This window comes from Ruminococcus sp. AM43-6, from assembly GCF_003461785.1.
GTDB classification, from domain to species: Bacteria; Bacillota; Clostridia; order Oscillospirales; family Ruminococcaceae; genus Hominimerdicola; species Hominimerdicola aceti.
The window spans coordinates 124,909-149,080 of sequence record NZ_QTXU01000001.1 but is presented as its reverse complement, the minus strand read 5'-3'; the positions used below and the strand labels follow the sequence as shown (position 1 = coordinate 149,080).

General features: G+C 44.9%; 24 protein-coding genes. 7 read left to right on the top strand and 17 right to left on the bottom strand.

Features of this window, described 5'->3' with window-relative positions; all coding sequences use genetic code 11:
- Positions 1-15: 15 nt before the first annotated feature.
- The 12 genes from cysE to DW938_RS00650 all read right to left on the bottom strand — a co-directional run bounded on the left by cysE (position 16) and on the right by DW938_RS00650 (position 13,128).
- Positions 16-732 carry a serine O-acetyltransferase gene (cysE, locus tag DW938_RS00705; protein ID WP_325206966.1) on the bottom strand — a complete coding sequence of 239 codons (717 nt, stop codon included), beginning with the start codon at positions 730-732 and terminating at the stop codon, positions 16-18.
- A gap of 250 nt (positions 733-982) precedes the next feature.
- Positions 983-1,561 carry a CDP-diacylglycerol--glycerol-3-phosphate 3-phosphatidyltransferase gene (pgsA, locus tag DW938_RS00700; protein ID WP_041337225.1) on the bottom strand — a complete coding sequence of 193 codons (579 nt, stop codon included), beginning with the start codon at positions 1,559-1,561 and terminating at the stop codon, positions 983-985.
- 16 nt (positions 1,562-1,577) lie between these two features.
- Positions 1,578-2,906, bottom strand: coding sequence for a 30S ribosomal protein S12 methylthiotransferase RimO (rimO, locus tag DW938_RS00695; protein ID WP_118123587.1), 1,329 nt, complete (start codon positions 2,904-2,906; stop codon positions 1,578-1,580).
- A gap of 492 nt (positions 2,907-3,398) precedes the next feature.
- The gene (locus DW938_RS00690) at positions 3,399-4,247 is read right to left on the bottom strand and encodes a hypothetical protein (RefSeq protein ID WP_118123586.1); all 849 of its coding nucleotides are present in this window, start codon (positions 4,245-4,247) and stop codon (positions 3,399-3,401) included.
- An 11-nt stretch (positions 4,248-4,258) separates the two neighbouring features.
- Complete coding sequence (locus DW938_RS00685) at positions 4,259-4,879, bottom strand: regulatory protein RecX (RefSeq protein WP_117863259.1); 621 nt, start codon at positions 4,877-4,879, stop codon at positions 4,259-4,261.
- Between the two features lie 3 nt (positions 4,880-4,882).
- On the bottom strand, positions 4,883-6,133 hold the full coding sequence (recA, locus tag DW938_RS00680; protein ID WP_117903631.1) for a recombinase RecA: 1,251 nt from the start codon (positions 6,131-6,133) through the stop codon (positions 4,883-4,885).
- A 114-nt stretch (positions 6,134-6,247) separates the two neighbouring features.
- Entirely contained in the window at positions 6,248-7,069 is an 822-nt protein-coding gene (gene prmC / locus DW938_RS00675) for a peptide chain release factor N(5)-glutamine methyltransferase (RefSeq protein WP_118123585.1), read from the bottom strand.
- Entirely contained in the window at positions 7,063-8,025 is a 963-nt protein-coding gene (locus DW938_RS00670; protein ID WP_118123584.1) for a DUF1385 domain-containing protein, read from the bottom strand. Before DW938_RS00670 ends, prmC begins: the two co-directional genes overlap by 7 nt.
- 29 nt (positions 8,026-8,054) lie before the next feature.
- Entirely contained in the window at positions 8,055-9,560 is a 1,506-nt protein-coding gene (locus DW938_RS00665) for a HAMP domain-containing sensor histidine kinase (RefSeq protein ID WP_117863256.1), read from the bottom strand.
- Positions 9,561-9,594: 34 nt separating this feature from the next.
- Positions 9,595-10,299 carry a response regulator transcription factor gene (locus tag DW938_RS00660; protein WP_022287063.1) on the bottom strand — a complete coding sequence of 235 codons (705 nt, stop codon included), beginning with the start codon at positions 10,297-10,299 and terminating at the stop codon, positions 9,595-9,597.
- A gap of 21 nt (positions 10,300-10,320) precedes the next feature.
- Positions 10,321-11,655, bottom strand: coding sequence for a hypothetical protein (locus DW938_RS00655; protein WP_242992322.1), 1,335 nt, complete (start codon positions 11,653-11,655; stop codon positions 10,321-10,323).
- A 126-nt stretch (positions 11,656-11,781) separates the two neighbouring features.
- Positions 11,782-13,128 carry a citrate/2-methylcitrate synthase gene (locus tag DW938_RS00650; protein ID WP_118123583.1) on the bottom strand — a complete coding sequence of 449 codons (1,347 nt, stop codon included), beginning with the start codon at positions 13,126-13,128 and terminating at the stop codon, positions 11,782-11,784.
- Between the two features lie 212 nt (positions 13,129-13,340).
- On the opposite strand from DW938_RS00650, the gene spoIID reads away from it, so the two are divergent.
- Positions 13,341-14,327 (top strand): stage II sporulation protein D, encoded by a 987-nt coding sequence (spoIID, locus tag DW938_RS00645; protein WP_118123582.1) that lies wholly within the window; start codon positions 13,341-13,343, stop codon positions 14,325-14,327.
- Here the strand turns inward: spoIID and DW938_RS00640 are convergent.
- From DW938_RS00640 to DW938_RS00625, 4 genes are all read right to left on the bottom strand, one after another.
- Entirely contained in the window at positions 14,302-14,631 is a 330-nt protein-coding gene (locus DW938_RS00640; RefSeq protein ID WP_117893270.1) for a cupin domain-containing protein, read from the bottom strand. The genes spoIID and DW938_RS00640 overlap by 26 nt on opposite strands.
- A 123-nt stretch (positions 14,632-14,754) precedes the next feature.
- Positions 14,755-16,008 (bottom strand): NPXTG-anchored protein, encoded by a 1,254-nt coding sequence (locus DW938_RS00635; RefSeq protein ID WP_118123581.1) that lies wholly within the window; start codon positions 16,006-16,008, stop codon positions 14,755-14,757.
- A gap of 238 nt (positions 16,009-16,246) precedes the next feature.
- Positions 16,247-16,894, bottom strand: coding sequence for an epoxyqueuosine reductase QueH (locus tag DW938_RS00630; RefSeq protein ID WP_118123580.1), 648 nt, complete (start codon positions 16,892-16,894; stop codon positions 16,247-16,249).
- 150 nt (positions 16,895-17,044) lie between these two features.
- Positions 17,045-17,449: a hypothetical protein gene (locus DW938_RS00625; RefSeq protein ID WP_118123579.1), complete on the bottom strand. Its 405-nt coding sequence runs from the start codon at positions 17,447-17,449 to the stop codon at positions 17,045-17,047.
- Between the two features lie 191 nt (positions 17,450-17,640).
- Here DW938_RS00625 and DW938_RS00620 point away from each other — a divergent pair, with 191 nt between their 5' ends.
- From DW938_RS00620 to ispF, 6 genes are all read left to right on the top strand, one after another.
- Complete coding sequence (locus tag DW938_RS00620) at positions 17,641-17,865, top strand: DUF3343 domain-containing protein (RefSeq protein WP_118123578.1); 225 nt, start codon at positions 17,641-17,643, stop codon at positions 17,863-17,865.
- Positions 17,862-19,016 carry an aminotransferase class V-fold PLP-dependent enzyme gene (locus DW938_RS00615; RefSeq protein WP_242992321.1) on the top strand — a complete coding sequence of 385 codons (1,155 nt, stop codon included), beginning with the start codon at positions 17,862-17,864 and terminating at the stop codon, positions 19,014-19,016. Before DW938_RS00620 ends, DW938_RS00615 begins: the two co-directional genes overlap by 4 nt.
- A 120-nt stretch (positions 19,017-19,136) precedes the next feature.
- Positions 19,137-19,550 (top strand): EamA family transporter, encoded by a 414-nt coding sequence (locus tag DW938_RS00610; protein ID WP_181984343.1) that lies wholly within the window; start codon positions 19,137-19,139, stop codon positions 19,548-19,550.
- 10 nt (positions 19,551-19,560) lie between these two features.
- Entirely contained in the window at positions 19,561-20,148 is a 588-nt protein-coding gene (locus DW938_RS00605) for a GNAT family N-acetyltransferase (RefSeq protein WP_118123577.1), read from the top strand.
- Positions 20,149-20,200: 52 nt separating this feature from the next.
- Positions 20,201-21,313 carry a bifunctional chorismate mutase/prephenate dehydratase gene (locus tag DW938_RS00600; protein WP_118123576.1) on the top strand — a complete coding sequence of 371 codons (1,113 nt, stop codon included), beginning with the start codon at positions 20,201-20,203 and terminating at the stop codon, positions 21,311-21,313.
- A 31-nt stretch (positions 21,314-21,344) separates the two neighbouring features.
- On the top strand, positions 21,345-21,818 hold the full coding sequence (gene ispF / locus DW938_RS00595; protein ID WP_118123575.1) for a 2-C-methyl-D-erythritol 2,4-cyclodiphosphate synthase: 474 nt from the start codon (positions 21,345-21,347) through the stop codon (positions 21,816-21,818).
- Between the two features lie 50 nt (positions 21,819-21,868).
- Here the strand turns inward: ispF and DW938_RS00590 are convergent, their stop codons facing one another.
- Complete coding sequence (locus DW938_RS00590) at positions 21,869-24,109, bottom strand: cell wall-binding protein (protein WP_118123574.1); 2,241 nt, start codon at positions 24,107-24,109, stop codon at positions 21,869-21,871.
- Positions 24,110-24,172 lie beyond the last annotated feature (63 nt).

Here is a 24,172-nt window from a genome sequence, read left to right as displayed (position 1 = left end):
CTTATACCTTATATTTTACTGCTCTTTCTTTCCGATCTTTTCAAGCTCAGCCACTCTCTTTTCCAGCTTAGCTATCTGTATTCTTGTCTGGCAAAGCTCCTGAGCCACAGGATCAGGGATATGAACCTGATCTAGGTCGCAGGTGCGCTTGCCGTTCTGCTTAACTATCCTTGCAGGCACACCCACAGCCGTTGAGTTTGCAGGCACAGGCTCAAGAACTACCGCATTTGCGGCTATCTTTGCATTGTCCCCCACAGTGAATGGTCCAAGCACCTTTGCACCGCACCCTACCATAACATTGTTTCCAAGGGTCGGGTGTCTTTTACCGTGGTCTTTACCTGTTCCGCCAAGGGTACAGCCCTGATACAGCAGGCAGTAATCGCCTATCTCAGCGGTCTCACCTATAACAACACCCGAGCCGTGGTCGATAAGCAGACCCTTGCCTATCTTAGCACCTGGGTGTATCTCGATACCTGTCAACATTCTTGCAAACTGCGAAATACATCTTGCGATGACCTTGTGCTTGTGAACATAGAACCAGTGCGACACCCTGTAAAAAGCCACAGCGTGAAGCCCCGAATATGTGAGGATCTCCAGCGTACTAGTTGCCGCAGGATCTCTGTCCTTTATAGTCTGAATATCATGCTTTATATTTTCCAAAATCGTCATATCTATCTCTCCCTTTCTAAGAAAAAACCTCCGGAATGGCGTTTCACCACTCCGGAGGCAGATTATGATCTACGGTTCCACTCCGATTTCCTATACAAAATTTTGTACAGCTCAATATCTTTAACGCAGACCCTACGGAGAGGAATACTAAGCTTTCACCGTTGTTCGCTCCCTGCTGTCAGCCGCACTTCACTGAAAGTCCTTGAAGCCTTGCACCAAACGGCTCCTCTCTGAAAATTACCTCACAGCTACTCTTGCTGATACGCATTTATATATTAAGTTATCATATGCCGCAACACGTCGGCAAGTCACATCATTTGCCCGAATCTATATACTTCCAGTATCCCTTGAGATAAACTGCGCCAGAAATTACTGTCAGCACAACAGCTATCCATATGAGTATCTCGTTTACAAGGAATATCGGTGTTCCCCAAGTGAAATCAGGGCTTCCTTTTTCCGCAGGATTAACGATCTGCAAAACCATTATAGCAATAAGTGCCACCATTGTGAAAGCCGTTTTCAGCTTACCCCATATTCCTGCAGCGACCACAACGCCCTCGCTTGCCACAACAAGTCTAAGACCCGTTACCATAAACTCTCTCGCAAGTATCAGTACCACTGCAACAGGGTCTATCCAACGTTCAAATGTGAAGCAGATAAGCGCCGTCATAACAAGAAGCTTGTCTGCAAGCGGGTCAAGAAACTTTCCGAATGTTGTAACAAGATTGTGCTTTCTTGCTATCTTACCGTCAAACCAGTCTGTAATTGAAGCCGCAGCGAACACGATAAGCGCAAACACCATGTGATGCGGTATCCTGAAAAGCAGCACGAACAGCAGGAAAAACGGTATCAATATTACTCTAAGCACTGTAAGTTTATTTGGCAGGTTCATATCAAGTTCCTTTCATCTACATTTTTGAGCCGATAAGGTCATAATCCATAGTATCGTCAATTTTTACCTTGACATACTCGCCGACCCTGACTTTATCCTCGCTCAGGAAGAATATCTTTCCGTCTATCTCAGGTGCGTCCGCCTGACTTCTGCCGTAGTAACACTCAGCATATCTGTCAAAGCCTTCGCAAACCACCTCGACTTCGCTGTCGAGAGCAGCCTCATTAAGGTTGTCGGAAATAATCATCTGTTCTTCCATTATTATCTCCGCTCTGCGCTCTCTGTCCTTTAAAGGCACCTGATCTTCAAACTTCTCCGCAGGCGTACCCTCCTCAGGCGAGTAAGCAAAACAGCCGAGCCTTTCAAAGCGAATTTCCTTTACAAACTCGCAAAGCTCTTCAAACTGTTCCTCAGTTTCCCCTGGGAAGCCTGTGATAAGAGTTGTCCTCAGCGTAACGTTCGGTATCTTTTCTCTTATCTTCTTTATAAGCGCCGTAAGGGTCTCTCTGTCCCCATGGCGGTTCATTCTTTTAAGTATGGTCTTGTCGCAGTGCTGTATAGGCATATCAAGATACTTTACAAGCTTGTCCTCTTTAGCGATAACGTCCAGCAATTCGTCCGTTATCCTCTCAGGATAGCAATAAAGCGTTCTTATCCACTTGAAGCCGTCTATCTCACAAAGTGCCGTGAGCAATTCAGGGAGCATAGACTTGCCGTATATATCCTCGCCATAGCGTGTTGTATCCTGCGCCACAACTACAAGCTCCGTCACGCCGTTCTCAGCCAGCCATCTGGCTTCCTTGACGATATCCTCCATGCGTCTGCTTCTGTATTTTCCTCTTATAGACGGGATAGCGCAGTAAGTGCAGTTGTTGCTGCAACCCTCGGCTATCTTTATATAAGCATAGAAAGGCTCAGTAGAAATAATTCTTCCGCCCTCCATGGAAAGCTCAGTTTTTGCGCCATAAGAACAGACCGCCTGCTTATCCAGCAGTATCTCTCTTATGATATCGCAAATTTTTCCGTTAGAGCCAATTCCCACAACAGCGTCAAGCTCAGGGATCTCCTTTTTCATTTCGTCACGGTATCTTTCAGCAAGACAGCCTGTAGCTATTACCGCCTTTATCCTGCCCTCCTGCTTGAGAGTACAGAACTCAAGTATAGTATCAATAGCCTCCTGTTTAGCCGACTCGATAAATCCACAGGTATTTATAATGACCACATCAGAAAGGGCTGCGTCAGAAACTATCTGAAAACCCTCTTTGCGCAGATCATAGAGCATATGCTCAGCGTCCACCTGATTTTTAGGACATCCGAGAGAAACCATTCCCACTCTAGTTGCCATGAAAAAATCTCCAATCCTACACCGCCAACGGACGGCATAAAGTATCACAATAATCTATCTTATTATCTCACTTTTACACAGTTTTGTCAAGCCCTTTTAGTCACTATTGTATGACAAAAATCAAAATATTTATGAATTTTCCACAAAGTCCGCAGCCTACAGTCAACCCGTCCTGATTTAGTAAAAATATGTTGAAGTCAGGCAGAAAGTGTGGTATAATATAGCCATGTCGGCTTCTTCCGCTAGGGAGGGGGTGAAACGGCTTGAATTTTATTATATCCTTTGTACTTTCTGTCTTGGCAAGCGTAGTTGGTTACTACATAAGCAAGTGGATCGACAGAAAGTAAGTCCGGCATGATCCCAAAAGAAAACCCCGAAAGTTGCAGCTTTCGGGGTTTTCGCTTTTCAGCGTGAAACGACTGAAAATTATATCCTTTGTGGTTACCTATATTATACACCACGCAATTTATTTTGTCAAGCACTTTTGTGCCGTCAGTTTTTCTTCTCAGGGTAAGTAACAGTTATCTCTGCCCCTGCTTCCTGCGACCAAACAACATAATCAAGCTTTCCTTCATCAATAAAAACAGTGAAATATGTATCCTTAAGCTCATCAGGAAGCTGTTCCTTTATCTTTTCTATGAACTTATCCGTTTCTGTGGAAATGTAGTTCATGTACTCAAACTTGTAGCTCTTGTCTTTTGAAAGCTCCTTGACCGCCTTTTCTGCCGCCTCATATACCGCCTGAGCGTTAGCCTCTGCCTTTTCCGAGTTTTCGTCAGTGATTATGCCGTCAGCGTAAGCCTGTGCCTTTGAGCCTGCAAAGCAAACTTTCCAATCATTGTCCTTGTCAAGCACCATAAGAATATACTGCGATGACGTGACCTCTCCCTCGGAACTGTCATAAGCTATGGTCACATAAAGCTCCGCCGCCTTTGAATACTCCTCCGAGATGTTCACCTTGTCAATAAAGCCGCACTTATCCTTGTCAAAGCTATATCTTACTCCGCTTATCTGCTCGTCCTCACCGTATTCATTGTCGCCGCCCATGTTCTTTTTCATATATTCATAGTCAGCGGCATAATCGTCTGTCATAAGCTTTACCATTGATTGGTCAAACTCAGCGTTTGCGGCTTTAAGATACATTGCCGCAACGTCCTTTGCCTCTTCAAGCGGGTCAGCGGCTTCTTCGCTTTCCGTATCAGTTCCCTGCGTTGTCACAGCGTTCTCACTGCCCTGAACATTTTCCGCAGGATGAGAATTTTCCGTGCCGCCAAAGTCGAATGAACAGCCTGTCATAATTCCCGCACTCAGTATAGCCGCCGCAAAAATGATCTTTTTCATTCTTTGCTCCTTTATTCGTCGCCGTACTCCTGTTTTATGTCAGCAAGCACCTCTTTTATTATGTCGTATGAATACCCCAAACGTACAAGGGCGTTTTTTACCTTTATGTCACCCTTTTCTCCGTCAAGATATCTGAGATACTTTCGCTCCACAAGCTCATACAGCCGCTCGTATGTACCCTCGCTGTATTCCTCCAGAGCTTCCTCTATTATAGGCTTCGTAAGCCCTTTCTGTCTCATCTGCTGATAAGCACGGTAATATCCGTATTTACGCACTTCCACATAAGTCCTCGCAAGCCCCTGAGCATACCGCCTGTCATTGACCGTCCCAAGCTCCAGCATCTTATCCATTACAGCGTCGCATATCTCCTCACTGTAATTCTTCTCAAGCTTCTTATAAAGCTCCACATAGGAATAGTCCCTGTAATCAAGGAGATACAAAGCTCTTTCCTTAGCCTTTCTGAACTCGTTGTCAAAAACTATCTTCTCCCAAGCAGACTCAGGCATATCAAGCCCTGCTCTCAGACCATAGGCAGACACTATCTCATAGTTGAGAAAAGCCGTTTCGCCCTCCTCAAACTCTATCATGTATGTGCTGCCCTTGTATTTTGAAACGCCCGTTATTTTAAGCATTTATCAGTCACCAAGCTCGCTTATGTCAACAGGAGCGAACTCCTCGAAGTCCTCCTCAGGCTTTGCCACAACAGACTTGTCGCTTGCCGCCTTGCGTATCTTCTTCTCAGGCTTGTCAGCAGCCATATCCTCATTTGCACTCTGAGCCGCCGCACCTGCGTTAGCCTTTTCTTCAAGCTTCTTTGCCTTTTTATCCTTCTGTGCTGCAAGCACAAGCTCCGCCTGATGTTCCTTTATCTTGGCTTCTATCTCGCCCATGATATCAGGATTGTTCAGCAGGAACTCCTTAGCGTTGTCACGTCCCTGACCAAGCTTCATATCGTTGTAGCTAAACCAAGCTCCGCCCTTCTTCACCACATCAAGATCGACCGCCATGTCAAGCACCTCGCCCACACGGGAGATACCCTTGCCGTACATTATATCGAACTCGCACTCCTTGAACGGCGGTGCTACCTTGTTCTTTACCACCTTGCACTTTGTTCTGTTACCAATGACCTCAGAGCCGTTCTTTATCTGCTCTCCACGTCTGACCTCTATTCTTACAGAAGCGTAGAACTTCAAAGCACGTCCACCAGGAGTAGTTTCAGGGTTTCCGTACATAACACCTATCTTCTCACGGACCTGATTGATAAATATAGCCGTTGTATTGGACTTTGCGATAACAGATGTGAGCTTTCTCATAGCCTGAGACATAAGTCTTGCAAGCTGACCAACGTGAGTGTCGCCCATTTCGCCGTCTATCTCAGATTTTGTTACCATAGCCGCAACCGAGTCGATAACGATACAGTCGATAGCACCGGAACGAGCCAGAGCCTCGGCTATCTCCAAAGCCTGCTCACCGCTGTCAGGCTGAGAAACAAGCATATTGTCGATATCAACACCAAGCTGACCTGCATAAACAGGGTCAAGAGCATGCTCAACGTCGATAAAAGCTACCTCGCCGCCCATTTTCTGCGTTTCTGCGATAACATGAAGTGCGACCGTTGTCTTACCTGATGACTCAGGCCCGTATATCTCGATGATCCTTCCTCTCGGCACTCCTCCAATACCAAGCGCCATATCAAGAGTCATAGAGCCTGTCGGTATAGCCTCGATATCCATAGCCTTAGCCTCGCCAAGCTTCATGATCGCACCCTTGCCGAACTGCTTTTCAATATATGCTATTGCTGTGTCAAGAGCCTTTTTCTTTTCCTCTGCGTCAGTTATTTTTACTACCGTCTTAACGGCTTCTTTTTTCTTCTTGTCTATCGCCATTTTATATGACCTCCCTATCTTATCGGTGTTTTATCCGTATCTATATCATATCACACTAACTGTCCGTTTGTCTGTACAGTAACCGCAATTTATCTATCTGTACAAATTTTCGTACTATTTCTCATAAAAGCCCGAAACACAGCGGTAAACACCGCACAAGTCTTTCCTGCATCTCACGTTCTTAAAGCCGTGCTGTATCATCAGCCGCATTACTTCGTCCTCCTGACCGATACCGATCTCAAAGAGCATAACGCCGCCGCTTTTAAGCTTTTTCTTCCACTTGCGAACTATCTCACGATAAAAGTCCAAGCCGTCCTCACCGCCGAAAAGAGCCTCCGCAGGCTCAAAAGTGACCTCACGCTGTAAAGCGTCCATGTCCTCTGTTGTGAGATAAGGGGGATTGCACACTATAAGGTCAGCCTCAGGCATATCCTCCACAAGCTTTTCGTCTGTAACGTCGCCCATGACTATCTCAGTCCCCGAGCCGTTCAGACTTATATTCTCACGAAGATACTCTGCCGCCTTTTCAGACTTCTCCACACACACTGCCCGACCGCAGTCAAGCTTCCTTTCAAGGGCGATACCAATGCACCCCGAGCCTGAACAAAGGTCTATAACAGTGATATCCTTCTTGCCTGCAAACATCTTCAAAGCCGTGTCAACAATAGTTTCCGTGTCCTGACGTGGTATCAGCACGCCCTCGCCCACCTTGAAAGGCAGACCATAAAACTCCCACTGTCCAAGGAGATACTGCAAAGGATAGCCCTCGCATCGGCGTGTAACAATGTCGCTTATACGCTTTTCCTGCTCAGGAGTGATATCCTCCCCCTCAGCCACATCTTCAAACACCCATGTGACCTCGCAAGCAGCGTTCTCACCCAGACCGCTTTCTTCAAGCAGTCCCACACATTTATCAAACAGTTTCTTTTTTACCATTTGTCATCTTCCTTATTTTCAGGTATACAAGCTTTCAGTGCTGCGATCGCACATTCTATCTGACTTTCATCAGGCTCGCTTGTAGTTATCCTCTGTATCCACAGACCCGGTGCAGAGATTATCTTAGTGAAAATATTGTCATATTTTCCCGCAAGCCTTATAAGCTCGTAAGCAATACCCGTAACGATAGGCAGAAGCGCTATCTTTATAACAACTCTCAGCAAAATGCTTGCCCATGATACTCTGAATATTGTGTTTACAAAAATGCTTATGAACAGCACAAGGAAAATAAAGCTCGTTCCACAGCGAGGGTGAAAACGTGTGTATTTCTTCACATTCTCAACCGTCAGCTCTTCTTCATGCTCATAGCAAGCGATAGTCTTGTGTTCAGCACCGTGATACTCATATGTACGCCTTATATCCTTAGTAAGAGCAGTCAAAGCCGTGTAGCCTATGAATATAGCTATCTTCAAAATACCCTCAATAAGGTTTTTGCCAAATGCCGACAGGTCAATGAACTTGCTTATGAATTTAGACACCAGCGACGGCAGATACATAAACAGCAATATCGCCAGACCCACACCCAGCACCATAGATATCGCCGTGATGATAGGGCCGAGCTTGTCCCCCAGCTTATCGTCAAGCCACTGTTCAAACTTGGTCTGCTCCTCCTCATCGTCCTCCGTCATCTGCTTCTCAGCCGACCTTGTAAGGCACTTGTAGCCGTCTATAAGAGAAGTAAGGAAGCTGAAAATGCCCCTCACAAAAGGCGTTTTCCTGTACCAAGGCGTATCTTTTCCGCCTTTTATCGCCCACTCCTCCAGGTCTATGGTGCCGTCAGGCAGGCGGCAAGCCATAGCCGCCTTGTTGATGCCACGCATCATAACGCCCTCAATAACAGCCTGTCCACCGATCTTTGACTTGAATTTTTCCTTGCTTTGTGCTTTACTGCTCATTTTCTTTCCTTTCAAGGCGGTGTGTGCGTCTACTGCACGTTGTCGTTGTTTTCGATAGGCTCAGAAGAAATAAGCTCCACGTCTACAGTTGCCTGATTGTCAGGCTTTTTCTTCTGCTCGATACAAGGGAGCGTTATCATCACAGTTGTACCTACTCCCTGCTCACTGTTTATCTCCAGCGTACCGCCATGCCGCTGAATGATCTCGTCTGCCACCGCAAGACCTATTCCCGAACCACGTCTTGTGTGGTTTGCCTTAAAGAATTTCGTCTTGACCTTTGGCAGGTCTTCCTTTGATATTCCCATGCCCGTATCGGAAATGGAAATACATACCTCATTGTCCTCCTCATAAGCCTCCACCGATACAGTGTCGCCCTTGTTGGAGTATTTGATAGCGTTGTCCACAATATTTATGAATACCTGACGAAGCCTGTTCTTGTCGCCGTAAACAAACGGCAGCATTTTCGGCTCGTAGTAATTGAGTGTTATACCAAGCGCCTTGGCCCTCTCCTGATAGATAAGCACAGTTTCCCCAAGCTCCGCAAGAATATCTATAGTATCCATAATAAGCGTGAGTCTGTTGTCCTGTATCCTCGAGAAGTCAAGAAGCTCCTCAACCATTTGCGAAAGCCTCTCCGTCTCACTTGTGATGACCCTCATACCCTTCTTGAAGGTTTCCTTGTCCTCATACATACTGGTAACAGTTTCCGTCCAGCCCCTTATAGCGGTAAGCGGAGTTCTCAGCTCATGAGATACAGAAGATATGAACTCGTTCTTCATCTGTTCTGTATTAGAAAGCTCCTGCGCCATGTAGTTGATAGAGTCGCAAAGCTCGCCAAGCTCGTCATTTCGTTTCTTTTCAAGACGTTCGCTGAAATCTCCCGTAGCATACCGCCTTGTTATGCTGTTTATGCTTCTTATAGGCAAAACAATAGATTTGATAAAAAACATTCCCGAGAAAAACATGAGCATTATGACAGCCACAACGATAGCCGTGATTATCATAGACATAATAAAGATCTGATGGTCAATATTTTTCATGGAAGACAACATTCTCAGTGCTTCATATTCGCTTCCCTTCGGGGATATAACTGACGTTATCGCCATGACCTTTTCCCCTGTTGACAGCTCATATATCTGTGTGCCTATTCCCGTGTCGGACTTTTTTGCGTCCTCATAATCGGTCATGTTGTCATTCTCCGAGGGAGAGAAGCCTGATGATGTAACATCGACCTCGCCGTCGGTCTTGATAGCCATAAGCTCTATCTTGTCTTTCTCGTCATAGCTTTCCACAAGGGAGCGTATCTGAGAATTATAGTTAGTCTGCTCGTCACCTGAAGCGTTCACTACCGCCGTGGTGACTATCTTCATTTTAGATGTAAGATACTGCCTTGTGGAGCTGTAGTAATAATTTCTCACCACCACGATAAGCAGTATTTCAAGCACCACAAGTATTCCCACGACCACCCCGAGATTGTTCCTCAGCCAGTGCTGTGTGATACTGAGTCTGCCGCTTTTTCTTTTTTTTCCGCTCAACTGATAAAAACTCCGTTCATCATGTTTTCACAGCTCAGTTAGAGCCGCCTGCCCACTTGTAGCCAAAGCCCCATATAGTAAGGATATACTTAGGATTAGAAGGCTCGTCCTCTATCTTCATTCTTATTCTTCTGATATTCACGTCCACTATCTTATCGTCGCCGTAATAGCTCTCGCCCCATATGTGATTGAGTATACTTGAACGGTCAAGTGCAGTATTCTGATTTTTGAAGAAATACTCCATTATCTGATACTCCACCTGTGTAAGGTCTATCTGCTCGCCGTTCTTGAAAACAGTCCTGCTCTTAAGATTAAGGGTAAATGGACCTGAAACTATCTGTGAAGCCTCCTCAGGCTTAGAGCCTGAACGATTTACACGTCTGCAAACAGCGTCAACTCTTGCAATAAGTTCAGAGATAGAGAACGGCTTTGTGATATAATCGTCAGCACCGCTCATAAGGCATGATATCTTATCCATTTCCTGTGATTTTGCCGAAAGCATGATAATGCCGATAGTGTTGCTTTTCTCTCTTATCTTCTTGCACACCTGCATTCCGTCGATGCCGGGCATCATAATATCAAGCAGAGCAACGTCAAAACCGCCGTCCTTTTCGTCATAAGCTTTGAGAGCGTCCTCACCGCAGTTTACGTCAACTACCTCGTAACCGCTTCTTACAAGGTTTATGACCACAAATTCTCTAATTGAATCTTCGTCCTCGCAAACCAAAACTCTTTTCATTACATTTACTCCTCTCCAAGATCAGTTTATTATGTAAAAATTATTCTGAATTTCGTCAATAGTCGGTATGAGCTTTTCACGCCTGTCAAGAGGAAGCTTCACAAAATAATCAAGCTGACCCTTGCTATCGATAAGCTCATATCCGTCAGAGATATGATCCTCCGAATCATTCTTTGAAGACACAGCGATACGCATTATCTCCTCGTTGCTCTCGTTTATATCTCCTGTATATTTATAGAAAACAAGCTCGTTTGTGTCGCTGTCCTTTTTCACCGTAACTGAACTGTTCCAGCGTTTTGGGAACGTTACAAAATATCCGTCAGATATGGCATAATAGCCTGTGTATTTTGTTTTCAAATCATAAAAATCCTCGTAAACGCTCCATGTAGTCATATAGAGCATTTCGTCTGCCACAGCGTTTTCATAACCCACCATAGGCGAAGTTGACGGTATCTCCACATCACCGTCGCCGTCCATGTCCTCACTGTAGTAGCCCGCTGGTCTTGTGCATAAAGGCAGCAGCTTTTCACTTCTAAGCTGCATAGGATTTTGAAGTCCCGAATATCTGTAGTATATTATCTCCGTCTGCAATTTTCCGTCAGCAGTCAGTCCGTCAATAAAAATAGCACGCCTGCCGCTGTCAAGCATTCCCGTCTTTGATGACACATAAGAAGTCACATTATCGCACATATCAACGTTCTCGCCGCGGGTTATCTCATTGTTTTTCATGTTGAGCATAGAAGCCTTTGCCGTCACCGCACCTGTATCATTATTGGTGCTTCTCTGAATGGTGATAAGCTCTATATAACCATCATTGTTTATATCCAAAGGCTCCAGCACCGAATAAGTATCAAGCGCCACACGCTTGAAATCTCCGTCGGTATAGCTGTATATCTCCATAGTCTTTTCATCATTAGTAAGATTTTGATATCCCACAAAAACGTCCGTCTGGTTATTGCTTCCCATAGGCGAGATAATGACCTGATCTATGTCCGTGCCTGCGCCTGCAAGCTCTTTCACAGAATACCACTTGCCGTCCTCGTCCTTGTCGAGAATGTTCACCCTCAAGCCGTCCTCCTCAGATCCGTTTGAAGTGTACTCATAGAAGACCATAGCCTCGTCCGTAGGCTCATCGTCGATATTTGCGATAACATAAGCCGAGCGGTATTCACCGTTTTTAGGATATTTCAGAGTTATATTGCTGCCCACGCTCTCGATAAGCGCCTGATGTATCTCGCTTTGCTCAGAGGTAAGCTTCGGGGCGTTTATAAGTCCCTCAACAGAAAAATTCAGTGCCGAACAGCCTGTCATAGTAAGACAAGAAAGACAAACAGCAGCCAATTTAAGATTTTTCAAGCGATCCCTCCTGATACACCAAACAAAAAAATAGAACCGGGCATATACCCGATTCTATTATATCATATACACAAAAATATTTCAAGCCTTTTTCTGCCCATTAGGAACAGGTAAAAATTATTTTGCTTATCTTTCGTCCAATGGGATATACTTCTTCTCACCTGAGATAGCCTTGTATGCAGGACGGATTATCCTCTTGCCTGTTACAAGCTCTTCAAATCTGTGTGCGCACCAGCCTGCCATTCTTGAAACGGCAAACATAGGAGTATAAAGATCCTCAGGAATACCCAGCATACTGTAAACAAAGCCCGAGTACATATCAACATTAGCGCACATCGCCTTGTCACTGCCCTTGATCTTCTTGAACAGCTCAGGAGTAAGTCTTTCCACCGCTTCAAGAAGCTTGTATTCTCTCTCAAACTCAGTGTTCTCAGCCATTTTCTTGGCATTCTCTCTGAGTATGACAGCTCTAGGGTCAGACAATGTGTAAACAGCGTGACCCATGCCATAAACAAGACCAGTGTGGTCAAAAGCTTCCTTGTTGAGTATCTTTGTAAGGAAATCAGCGATCTCGCCCTCGTCCTCCCAGTTCTGAACGTTGTCCTTTATGCACTGGTGCATTGCCGCCACCTTAAGGTTAGCACCGCCGTGACGTGGACCTTTCAGTGAACCGATAGCCGCAGAGTATGCAGAATAAGGATCCGTTCCGGAAGATGTAAGCACACGGCAGGCAAAAGTCGAGTTATTTCCTCCGCCATGCTCAGCGTGGAGCATAAGTAACAGATCAAGAATCTTAGCCTCTTCCTCAGTGAACTGTCTGTCCGGACGCAGTGCCGACAGTATCATCTCCGCAGTAGAATGTGTAGGTATCAGAGGGTGCATGAACAAGCTTTCACCGTCATAACAGCGTTTCTTTACCTGATAAGCCGAAACCATGATGTTAGGCAATTTAGAGATTATAGAGATAGCCGTAGCCATTTCATACTCAGGAGAACGGTTCTCAGGATTATCGTCATAAGAGTAAAGAGCCAGAATTGCTCTCGCCATCTTATTCATGATGTTCTTTGACGGAGCTTTAAGTATCATGTCCTCAAAGAAGTTGTCAGGGAGAGGTCTGTTTTCAGCCATCATTTCTCTGAACGCATCAAGCTCCACCCTGTTAGGCAGATCGCCCATGAGCAGCAGATACACTATCTCCTCATAACCAAAACGGTTCTCCTTCTGAGCGTTGGACACCAGATCATTTATGTTGTATCCACGGAAGATAAGCTGACCTTGAATAGGAGATTTCTCACCCTCGTTTACCACATATCCGTGTACGTTACAGATATTAGTAAGACCAGCCATAACACCTGTACCGTCAGAGTTTCTAAGTCCTCTTTTTACCACATATCTGTCATAAAGCTTAGGGTCAATAGTATTGTTTGCTATAAACTGTTCGCATAAAAGCGACCTTGCTGCATTATTTATCATTGAATAGATCATCTCACTTTCAAGTAGATTATAAATATAAGTTATATTATACACCTTTTTCAGATTTTTGTCAAGTATTAAGATAACCTGTCAAATTAAAACCGCATATCTCCGCCATTTAAAAATTTGCAGTACAAAAATTCGCCCTGTATGAATATTTGCTCCACTGCATGAATATAATATAGTACCCCAAAAAAGAAAGGACAAACCATATGAAAGACTTGATACAGATAATGGCAGTATTTGCTGTTATCCTTACAATAATACCGACCATAGTATTTCTTCGTCCAAACGAGTCCGCATCGAAACCTGCATTTGCAGAAAAAGAAAAAATAGCCGTATATTTCACCGAAAGCGGCAAGACCGAAGACTTCACCCTTGAAGAATATATGATAGGCTCAGTGCTTGCACAAATGCCTGCGGACTTTGACGAAGAAGCCCTGAAAGCGCAAGCCGTCCTCGCCCATACCTACATATGCCGCCGACAGCTCTCCGAAGCCCAGTCGCCTACTCCCGCCTTAAAAGGCGCACTCATCAGCGATGACAGCACCCTCTACCAAAGCTTTTTCACCCTGAAAGCCGCCAAAGAATACTACGGCAGCGACTATGAAAAGGCATACAAAAAGGTAAAGTCAGCCGTGCAGTCAGTGGAAAACGAAATTCTCACCTATGAAGACGAACCCATAATCGTCGCCTTTCACGCTGCTTCAAACGGTCATACCCAATCCGCCAAAAACGCATGGGGAGAGGATATCCCATATCTTCTGTCAGTAGACAGCTCCGCTGACAAAGACCTTGTCACCACAGAATGTACCCAGGCACTCACCGCCAAGGAATTTCAAGACAAGCTTCTTGACCGCTTCCCCGATATTAATTTTACTCCCCTCGCCAATGCTGATAGTTGGCTCAAAACAAAAACAGACGGCATAGGCTATGTAACGAACCTGACCGTCTGCGGCTATGATATCCAGCCAAACACCTTCTGCGATATCCTTGATATCTCCTCGCCATGTTTCGAGTTCACCTTTGCCAACACAAAATTCATTTTCACCTCTCACGGCTTCGGACACCTCGTAGGAATGAGCCAGTACGGTGCAAACGCCATGGCAGAAAAAGGCTCAGACTACAGAGCCATTTTGACCCACTATTTCACAGATACAAAGCTGCAAAAATCTACTGAGCTGGCACAACTGCAATAAACACAAGGTCGCTGTCGCCGTCATTGATAAAGCTATGCTCATGACCCTCAGGGCAGTAATGGAAATCTCCTGCCGACAGTCTTTCCTCACCGCCGTCATAAAGCATTTTGCCGCTGCCCTCAAGAACATATATCATCTCGCAGTTGCCCTCGTGTCTGTGCAGACCGATAGAAGCCCCCGGCACAAGCCTGCCTTTCATCATTTTGTTCTTGCCGTCAGAAAAAGCCCTGCTTGCAAAGCTTTTCTCGCCGCCCTTGAAATTCGTCGCAAGGCTCTCTTTAATATCATCAAAAACTATACGCATAAAAACACCTCCGCAGTTTATAGATCAATTATACCACCACTTCGATAAAAATGCAACAAAAAAAGACCCGTCCCGAAAGACAGGTCTTTAATTATTCTAAGTAAGAATTATCTGAATTACAGATTACTTTCTCTTCTTAGTAGCAACTACAGCAGCACCAGCAAGTGCAACACCTACAGCAGCAAGAGCAGCAGCACCTGTGCTTGGGTTTGTGTTAGATGCGTTGTTAGCAGCCTTAGAAGATGTAGCAGCAGAGTTAGTCTTAGAGTCTGAAGAATCTACGAGAACACCCTTTGACTCGTCAGAATCTGTTGAATCAGCTGTTGACTCAGAAGGATCTGTTGGCTCAGCATCACTCTTGTTGAGAACTACAACCTTCTTAACAGCCATCTTAACAGCAGGATCTTCGCCGTCTGTACCAGCGAGGTCTGTAGCAATGTCAAAGAACATATTCTTTGCGTCCATTTCAAGAGCTGCAGGGAACTTAACGATAAATGTGTATGTGCCGTCAGCGTTTACTGTAACAGCAGGGTTGTTATCAGAAGCTTCCCAATAACCAATACCGTTCTCAATACCATTTGTGAAGCATGGATAAGCTGTGAAAGCGTCAGTTACATTTGAGATATCAACTGTAACAGCAATAGCGTCAGCACCTGCAAATACGCTCCAATCATCAACAAGGTTGAAAGCAGCCTTGTGAGCATCGTCACACCATGGGTGCTTGATGTTGATTCTTACCTTACCGCCGTCAGATGTAGACTGGCCTTCACCGTTAAGTGTAACCTCAGTCTGCTTCTTGTATTCGCTAAGGTCAACAGTGTTTCCGCCCTGTGCCTTGTCAGACTCTACAACAAGGATAGGATTGCCGTCCTTGTCAAGAAGTGTGAACGCATTGAATGTGAAGTCCTTTGTAGACCAGTTCTGGAGCCATACCTGAGCATATGTATCTGTATCAGCAAATACAGGATCTGTTCCCTTCAGAACAAAATCATAAGAACCGTCAGCAGCCTTAACGCCTGTTACGTCCTTAGCACCCTCCTGGAATGACCACTCTTTTGAAGCCCAACCAGTTGACTCAGAGTTGTAACCAAGTCCACCGCCTATCCAGTCTCCAGCCTCGATCTTTGCAGCTGAGTCTGCACCAACTGTTACATTAACATCAATACCGCAAACATCTGAAAGCTTAACGTTTGTTCCTGTAAGAACACCTGTCTTTGTAACAACACCGTCATCGTCCTTCTCATCAATGAGAGAAACAGTACCTCCAGTGAGGTCTGCCTTAACAGTAGCTGTTTCATCAGCAAATGCTGCGAGTGACATCATTGATGCAGCGAGAGCAGCAGCTGACATACCAGCGAGAATCTTAGAGATTTTCATTTGTTTTTCCTCCATCTTTGTTAATAATTTTTAGATACATATTGAGCGATATCTCCTCAACATACATCTTGCCTATATTGTAACACACATTTACAAGTATTTCAATAAACGTTTTTCACAAATTAATCATATATCTTTAGCCATTTTTCACAAATTTGCATATTATTTTTGCTATATATAGCCAAATATGTTATCGTAATATGTACAAGCATTCTATGTAATGTTAATATTTTTATATTTATTCAGATTTTGTTGTAATCGTATTCAGTCTTTCACGCTCTCTTTTTGAAAAGATACAACCGCAATAATCCTGCCTGTAAAGCCCGTATTCCGCTGAAAGCTGAATGGAACGCTTGTAGCCCTCACGCTTCTTGAAATCCGCAGGAAGTGCCTTTACATCATATATCTCCACAAGCTCCTCCGATATCTCGTTGAGCTTCTGAGCATTCTTGTATGGTGAAATAGACAGCGTTGTGGTGAAATAATCCATGCCAAGCTCCCTGGCAAGCTGAGCCGTCCGTTCAAGCCTGAGCCTGTAACATCGAAAGCATCTCTCCCCGCCCTCAGGTATATCCTCAAAGCCCTTAACAGCCTGAAAAAACTCACCCTCGTCATACCCACGCTCCACGAACGTAACAGGATTTTTCATAGGCATTTGTGCAATAAGCCTTTGAAGCTCCGCCACACGCTTATCGTACTCCTCACGGGGATAAATGTTCGGATTGTAGTAAAACACAGTTATCTTAAAATACTGCGACAGATATTCAAGCACATAAGACGAACACGGCGCACAACAGCTATGCAAAAGCAAAGTCGGCACTTCGCCCTTTTCCTCGTGTTTTTTTATAATGCCCTCCAGCATTTTCTGATAATTTACTTTCTGCATTCCTGCCGCTCCCTTTTCGCAAAAAAATCGTACCTGACACACTTCCGTAGGGGCCGGCGTCCTCGACAGCTCATTCCCATTGTCTTTGCACCCCTACAGTATCATACTATATTATATAGTATAGCACATTTCCGAAAATTCCGCAACAGGTCAGATCTTCACCTTGAACTTATTTGCACAGTTAGGGCATTTCACAGTATGTTCACCCTTTACCTTTGGAAGCCTTAACGTCTTTTTGCATACACCGCACTTTATATAAACATGGGTCTTTCTGTCAGCGAACTTTCTCTTCCAGAATGAAAATTTCCTGCCAATTCCCCCGAAAGCCCTCTCAAACTTCATGTTCTCCTCATATCGCTTCTGACAGTTTCTCGACATCGCCCTAACCACCGCCAGCACCAGCACAGCGTATACCATAAGCTGTAAAATAAGCGACTTTACAAACAAATTCGCCGCACTAAGCACCACAGCCACACCGCAAATGCCATAAAAAAGCTTGTCTATACCATATCTGCCCTGAAAAAATCTCGCTACCTTATACATAAATCCGTTCATAAGCTTTTACCTCTTTTCTTTTTTATATTATAAATAGTACACCCGAAATTTAAACTGACTATTAACTTTTATCAAATTTCACCTACCTTTCACAAAACTTTCAGCGTTCACCCTCAAACCGTGAACGGCATATACTGAAGTGTATTCGTAAAAGCGTATACGGACAAGTACAGCATAAAGGAGCAACAAAAATGAAAAAGAGTCTTATAGCCATGACTTCCATAACCTATGCAATGAAAGCAAAAAACTTGCTGAACGGTTTAAAATACTATTGTGAGATACAGAGAACGCCCAAAAACCTCGGAACAGGCTGCGGCTACTCCATAGCCGTCACCGCACCCACAGAAGAAATAACCGCCATACTTGAAAAAGAGCGCATACCATTCAGAAACGTGATATTCGAGCAAAAGAGGTGAGAAAAATAGACACCCGAAGCATAATAAACTTTGATAACTCAGCCACCACCTACCCCAAGCCCCCTACCGTAGCAAAAGCCGTCGCTCAGGCAGTAGAACGCTATGGTGGCAACCCGGGCAGAAGCGGTCACAAGCTTTCCATGCGAGTGTCTGAAAAGATATTCACCGTTAGACAGCAGGCGGCAGAAATGTTTGAAGCACAGACCGAAAACGTGGCTTTCACCGCCAACTGTACCCATGCCCTTAACATGGCGATAAAAGGTGTCATGCAGTACGGTGGTCATATGATAATCTCAGACCACGAGCATAACGCAGTAGCAAGACCCGTCTATGCCCTTTCAAAAACAAGAGGCGTGAAATATTCTATTGCCCGAACAGGGGAAACAGACAGCGAAACAGTAGAAAACTTCCGCCGCCTTATAACCCCCGAAACTAAGTGTATTTGCTGTACAGTGGCTTCAAACGTCACAGGCAGTCTCATGCCATACCGTGAATTAGCCGCCCTCTGCAAAGCCCACGGCATATGCTTTATAGCCGACGGTGCACAAGCCTGCGGGCTTTTGGAGCTTTCTCTCTCAGACGGCTTCAACTTTCTCTGTGCCGCAGGTCACAAAGCCCTCTACGGACCAACAGGCACAGGGCTTCTTATCTCAGACGGCGAGTATTCTCTGTCTACCATAATCGAGGGCGGCACAGGTGCGACCTCCGCACTCCTTGAACAGACCCCTTTCCTCCCCGAAAAGCTTGAAAGCGGCACCATTAACACAGTGGGCATAATAGGTCTTGGCGAGGGACTAATGTTCGTCCGCCAAAAGACCCCTGCCGTAATAAAAGCCCACGAAGAAAAACTCTGCAAACAGCTCTACGAACAGCTTTCAGACATAGACAAAATAAAGTTCTATGAAGTAGACCAAAAGAAAGTCCCCATACTTTCATTTAACATCGGTGATATTCCTTCCGCTGAGATCGCCTCCTATCTCAGCGAAAAAGGCTTCGCCCTCCGTGGAGGACTTCAGTGTGCCGCCGTCACCCATACCACCCTCGGCACAATAGAGCAAGGAACAGTGCGTTTCTCACCCTCTGCATTCAGTACCCCTCAGCAGGTAACAGCACTTTCACGAACAATAAAAATATTTGCCGCAAATAACTAAGCATAAGTGGCAGGTCTGATGTAAAATATCACGTCCTGCCGCTCATTCTATTGCAAAAAGCACCTTTAGGTGCTATAATAAAGCATGAGCAAACAATTTTTCACGAAAGAAAGTGGTATTATGTGGTTCGTGTTTGCGCTTCTCTCCGCTGTTTTCGCAGCGCTCACCTCTGTCCTTGCAAAGGTCGGCATTGAAGGAGTAAACTCAAATCTTGCCACCGCTCTGCGTACCTGCGTTGTGCTTGCTATGGCATGGCTCATGGTGTTCATCACCCACACACAAAGCGGCATAGGCTCTATTGGCAGAAAAAGCTGGGTGTTCCTTATCCTTTCAGGACTTGCAACAGGCGCTTCGTGGCTGTGCTATTATAAGGCTATCCAAATGGGCAGCGTTTCAAAGGTCGCCCCCATAGACAAGCTCAGCGTTGTCATAACCCTTATCCTTGCAGTGATATTTCTCCATGAGGACTTCACAGTAAAATCAGCCATAGGTGCGGCTCTTATCACCGCAGGCACAATATTAATGGTACTATAAGGAGAACGCCATGATAATAAGAACAGTTACCGAGAAGGACGCTCCCGAACTTCTTGAAATATACCGTCCCTACGTTGAAGACACCGCCATAACATTCGAGTATGACGTCCCAACAGTTGAGGAGTTTTCCGCCCGAATCCGCCGCATATCCGCAAATTATCCCTACATAGCCGCAGTAGAAAACGGCAAAATAGCAGGCTACGCCTATGCAGGCGTATTCAAAAACAGAGCCGCCTATGATTGGTCGGTTGAAGTCACAGTTTATGTAAAAAAAGGGCTTCACCGCAAAGGCATAGGTGCAAAACTCTACTCCGCCCTTGAAAAGCTCCTTGCGGCACAGCATATAACAAACCTCTACGCCTGCGTCGCATATCCCGAAAAAGAAGACGAGTATCTCACCTTTGACAGCGTGAAGTTCCATGAAAAAATGGGCTATACTATAATAGGTACGTTCCATAGATGTGCCTTTAAGTTCAACAAGTGCTATCATATGGTTTGGCTTGAAAAAATACTCACCCAGACCGATATCACCCCTCTGCCCGTTATCCCATTTTCCAAACTCGATAAAGCCTTAATTAACAAAATAGTTCTTGAATAAAGGCAGAAAATATGATAAAATAATACCATTCTGTCTGTTAAGGAGCGTAAAAATGGATCTTCAGGAATTAAGAAATGAAATTAACGATATAGACAACCAGCTTCAGGAGCTTTTTAATAAGCGTATGCAGATAAGCTTCAAGGTGGCTGAGTATAAGATAGCAAACAATATGCCTGTTTTTCAGAGCAAGCGTGAAAACGAGATACTTGACCATGTAACAGAAAGCTCACCAAAGGGCTTGGAAAGTGCGTCAAGAGTGTTCTTCCAAAACATCATGGATATTTCAAAGTGCCGTCAGTATCAGGAGTTTTTTGCAGACTCAGATAAGATAGAGTACAAAAAGTTGGACTTGACAGGTCATAAAAAAGTCGCCGTACCGGGTACCACAGGCTCATATTCACATATAGCCTGCAAGCAGATATTCAGCGACTTTGAGCCAATGTTCTTTGAAGATTTTGAGGACGTTTTTTCATCAGTTGAAAACGGCTCAGCGGATTTTGGCATACTTCCCATAGCAAATTCCACCGCAGGCTCAGTTGGTCAGACCTACGAGCTTATGAAAAAGCATGACTTCAAGATATGCGCAGCAACTAAGGTAAAGATCTCCCACTGCCTTGCCGTAAAAAAAGGCACACGCTTTGAGGATATCAAAATAGTCTATTCCCACGAGCAGGCGCTCAGCCAGTGTTCTGAGTTTCTTTCTCAGAACGGACTTAAAAGCCATAAATACGCAAATACTGCCCTTGCGGCGTGCTACATAAAAGAAAGCAATGAACCGTATGCCGCTATCTGCTCAGAAGCCTGCGCACAGCAGAACGGTCTTGAGATACTCAGGCATAATATAGCAAACGCCGCCGAGAATTACACAAAATTTATTCTCATTTCAAAGGAGACTCTCTGCTCGGAAAATGCTGACATCGTGTCAGTGTCCTTGGCACTGCCACATACCTCATCTGCACTTTACAGACTTCTCACAAAATTCTCCGTGGCAGGCCTTAACCTTTCCATGATAGAGAGCCGCCCTATCGCAAACACCGATTTTGACGTTGTTTTCTATCTCGATTTTGAAGGAGCAATAACCTCTCCGGACGTTGCAAAGCTCATGAGCGAGCTTAATTCAGAGCTTTCATATTTCAAATTTTTAGGCAACTACGAGGAAATATAACAGTACGATTTTTAGGACAGGAGGAACAAAAATGCGTATAGGACACGGCTATGACGTCCACAGACTGACCGAGGGCAGAAAGCTCATTCTCGGCGGCGTGGATATACCATATGAAAAGGGACTTTTAGGACATTCCGATGCAGACGTCCTTGCCCACGCCATAATGGATTCCATACTTGGTGCATTGGCACTGGGCGATATCGGCAAGCTTTTTCCCGATAATGACCCCGACTATGAGGGTGCAGACAGTATGAAGCTCATGGAAAAAGTCATAAGCGTTATGACCGAAAAAGGCTGGAAAATAGGCAATATAGACTCCACCATCTGCGCACAGAAGCCGAAGCTTGCCACCTATATCACCTCCATGCGGGAGCGTATAGCAGAAGCCTGCGGCTGCGATATTTCACAAATATCAGTTAAAGCCACCACCGAAGAAAAGCTAGGCTTCACAGGCGAGGAACTAGGCATATCCGCCACAGCGGTCTGCCTGCTTGAAAAAATTTGATACAAAACCAAAAGGACTGCTGTCTTAAACCACAGCAGTCCTTTTTATTGCTACTTTGCCTTATGCGCAACTCCGTCATTGTTAATGTTATATCCGTCAACAGTAGTGTTTATGAGCATCATGCCATAATCATTGAAATAATATCGCTTTCCGCCTATCTTCTTCCAACCTGTCACAACAGTGCCGTTCTTGTTGTTGTAGAACTTCTGCCCACGCCAGCTTACCCAGCCGGACTTTAGATAGCCGTCCTCACCGAAGTTGTAATACTTGTCGTCAATGTACACAGGACCTCTCAACGCAACACCATTCTGCAGGAAATATTTCTTTCCTGCAATAGTCGTCCATTCATTCTGCAAAACATGATCGCTGTCAAAATAAAACTCCGTTCCGTCTATTTCTCTCCAGCCTGAAACTGCCTTGCCATCGCCGTCAAAATAATAGGTCTTGTCACCGGCTGTTACCCACTTGTCTTTCTGAGCGCCGTTCTTGTCAATGTAGTAAAGCCCTGAATCATCACTGAACAGCCCCTTTGAAAGCTTGCCGTCATTGTCAAAATGATACAGCTTGTCTTCAATAGTGTGCCAACCTGTAAATGCAGCCTCGTCCTCACCAATGTAGTAAATATTTCCCTTTGAAGTAACAAACTCCGACTTAGCCCAAGAGCCGTCCTCTTTCTTGAACTTCCATTCAGCGTCTATCTTAACGATCCCGTCCGCAAGCACGCCCTCGTTTGAGAAGGTGTATTTTTTGTCCTCGCCCTCCTCAAATTCGCCAACAGCCGCCGCTCCTGTCAGACCAAAATAATATCTCTTTCCGTCAATGGTCTTCCAGCCCGTAGCTTTCTTACCCGTCTCCTCATCGAAGTAGAAGTAATAGCCGTTTATTTTATGAAATCCAGTGCAAAGAGTGTGATCAGAGTAGAAATAATACTGATAGAACACCGCCCCGCCGAACTTTTCATAAACCTTTCTGTCATAAGCATTGAATGTCTTTTCACCGAATTTGTCCGCAAGCTCCTCAAGTTTTTGGGTCTCTTTTTCGTCAGGCTTCTCGTCCTTTTTGTAATCGTCCTTCTCAAACTTCACAAGCTTTGAAACATTGGATTTGAACTCTTTTATTTTCTTTTTCTCATCATCAGTGTACTGATCCGTATTCGTCCAGCCTGTCGCTGCCACATGGGTCTTTTTATCAAAATAGTAAGTATCTTCGTCAATATCCTCCCAGCCGTCAGCCACAACACCGCCTCTGCCGAAGTAATAAACATTTCCGCCTATCTCGTTCCAACCGGAGAGGAGGCGATTTTTCTTATCAAAGTAATAATACTTGTCCTTGATCTTGGTAAAGCCCTTTCCTGCCGAGCCGTCGCCCTTGAAATAATACTTCTCAGGCGGTTCTTCATACCAGCCCTTAGTCATTTTACCGTCACCGGCAAAATGATATCTGTTCTTGTCAATTGTTATCCAGCCCTTGACCATTTCACAGCTATCATTGAAATAATAGCTCTCACCGTCTATCTCCGCAAAGCCCTGAGCGCAAGCCCCTGTAGCTTCATCAGAATAATAATACTTCTTTTCAAGCTCCATCCAGCCCTTGTGAACAGCACCGCTCTCAGAAAAATAATACTTCTTTCCGTCAATGTCCTGCCAGCCTGTGGCCATGTGACCGTCGTCATCATCAAAATAGTATATCTTGCCCTCTATCTCAACAAAGCCCTTAGCCATCTCACCGCTCTTGAGAAAATAATACTGAACATTGTTTATCTTTGCCCAGCCTGTCACACGCTTGCCGCTCTCGTCATAGTAATAACCGCCGTCGCTGTCAAAACCCGTGTCAGGGAAGCCGTGATCGTCAAAGTAGTATTCACCGCCGTTTATCTCGCAAAGACCCGTCCTGAAAATGCCAGACTCCTCAGAGAAATAGTATTCCTCTCCCTTTATTTTCAATTTTCCACGCTGAACAACGCCGTCCTTGACATAGTAAGTGTCCCCACGATACTTATGCCAGCCGTCAGCCATAGCGTTTCCCTTGTCGTCAAAAAGATAGCAGGTGTTGTCTATTATCTGATAGCCAAGCGCCTTTTCGCCCGTCTCCTTGACAATATAATAAGTCGAGCCGTCATGGGTGTGCCAGCCCGAAGCATAATAAGCGCCGTAGTATAAATATCCCCCAAAGCCTGCTCCCATAACGATAGTGCAAGCTGCAGCCGCAGCGATCATTTTTTTCTTATCGCTTTTCAGCACCTCATTATATCTGTTGCAAAAATCATTGCCCTCATTGCTGTTTATACTCATAAAGATCCTTCCCGAATTTACACAGTTCTAGTTAGTACAATTATATCACAACAAAATAATAAT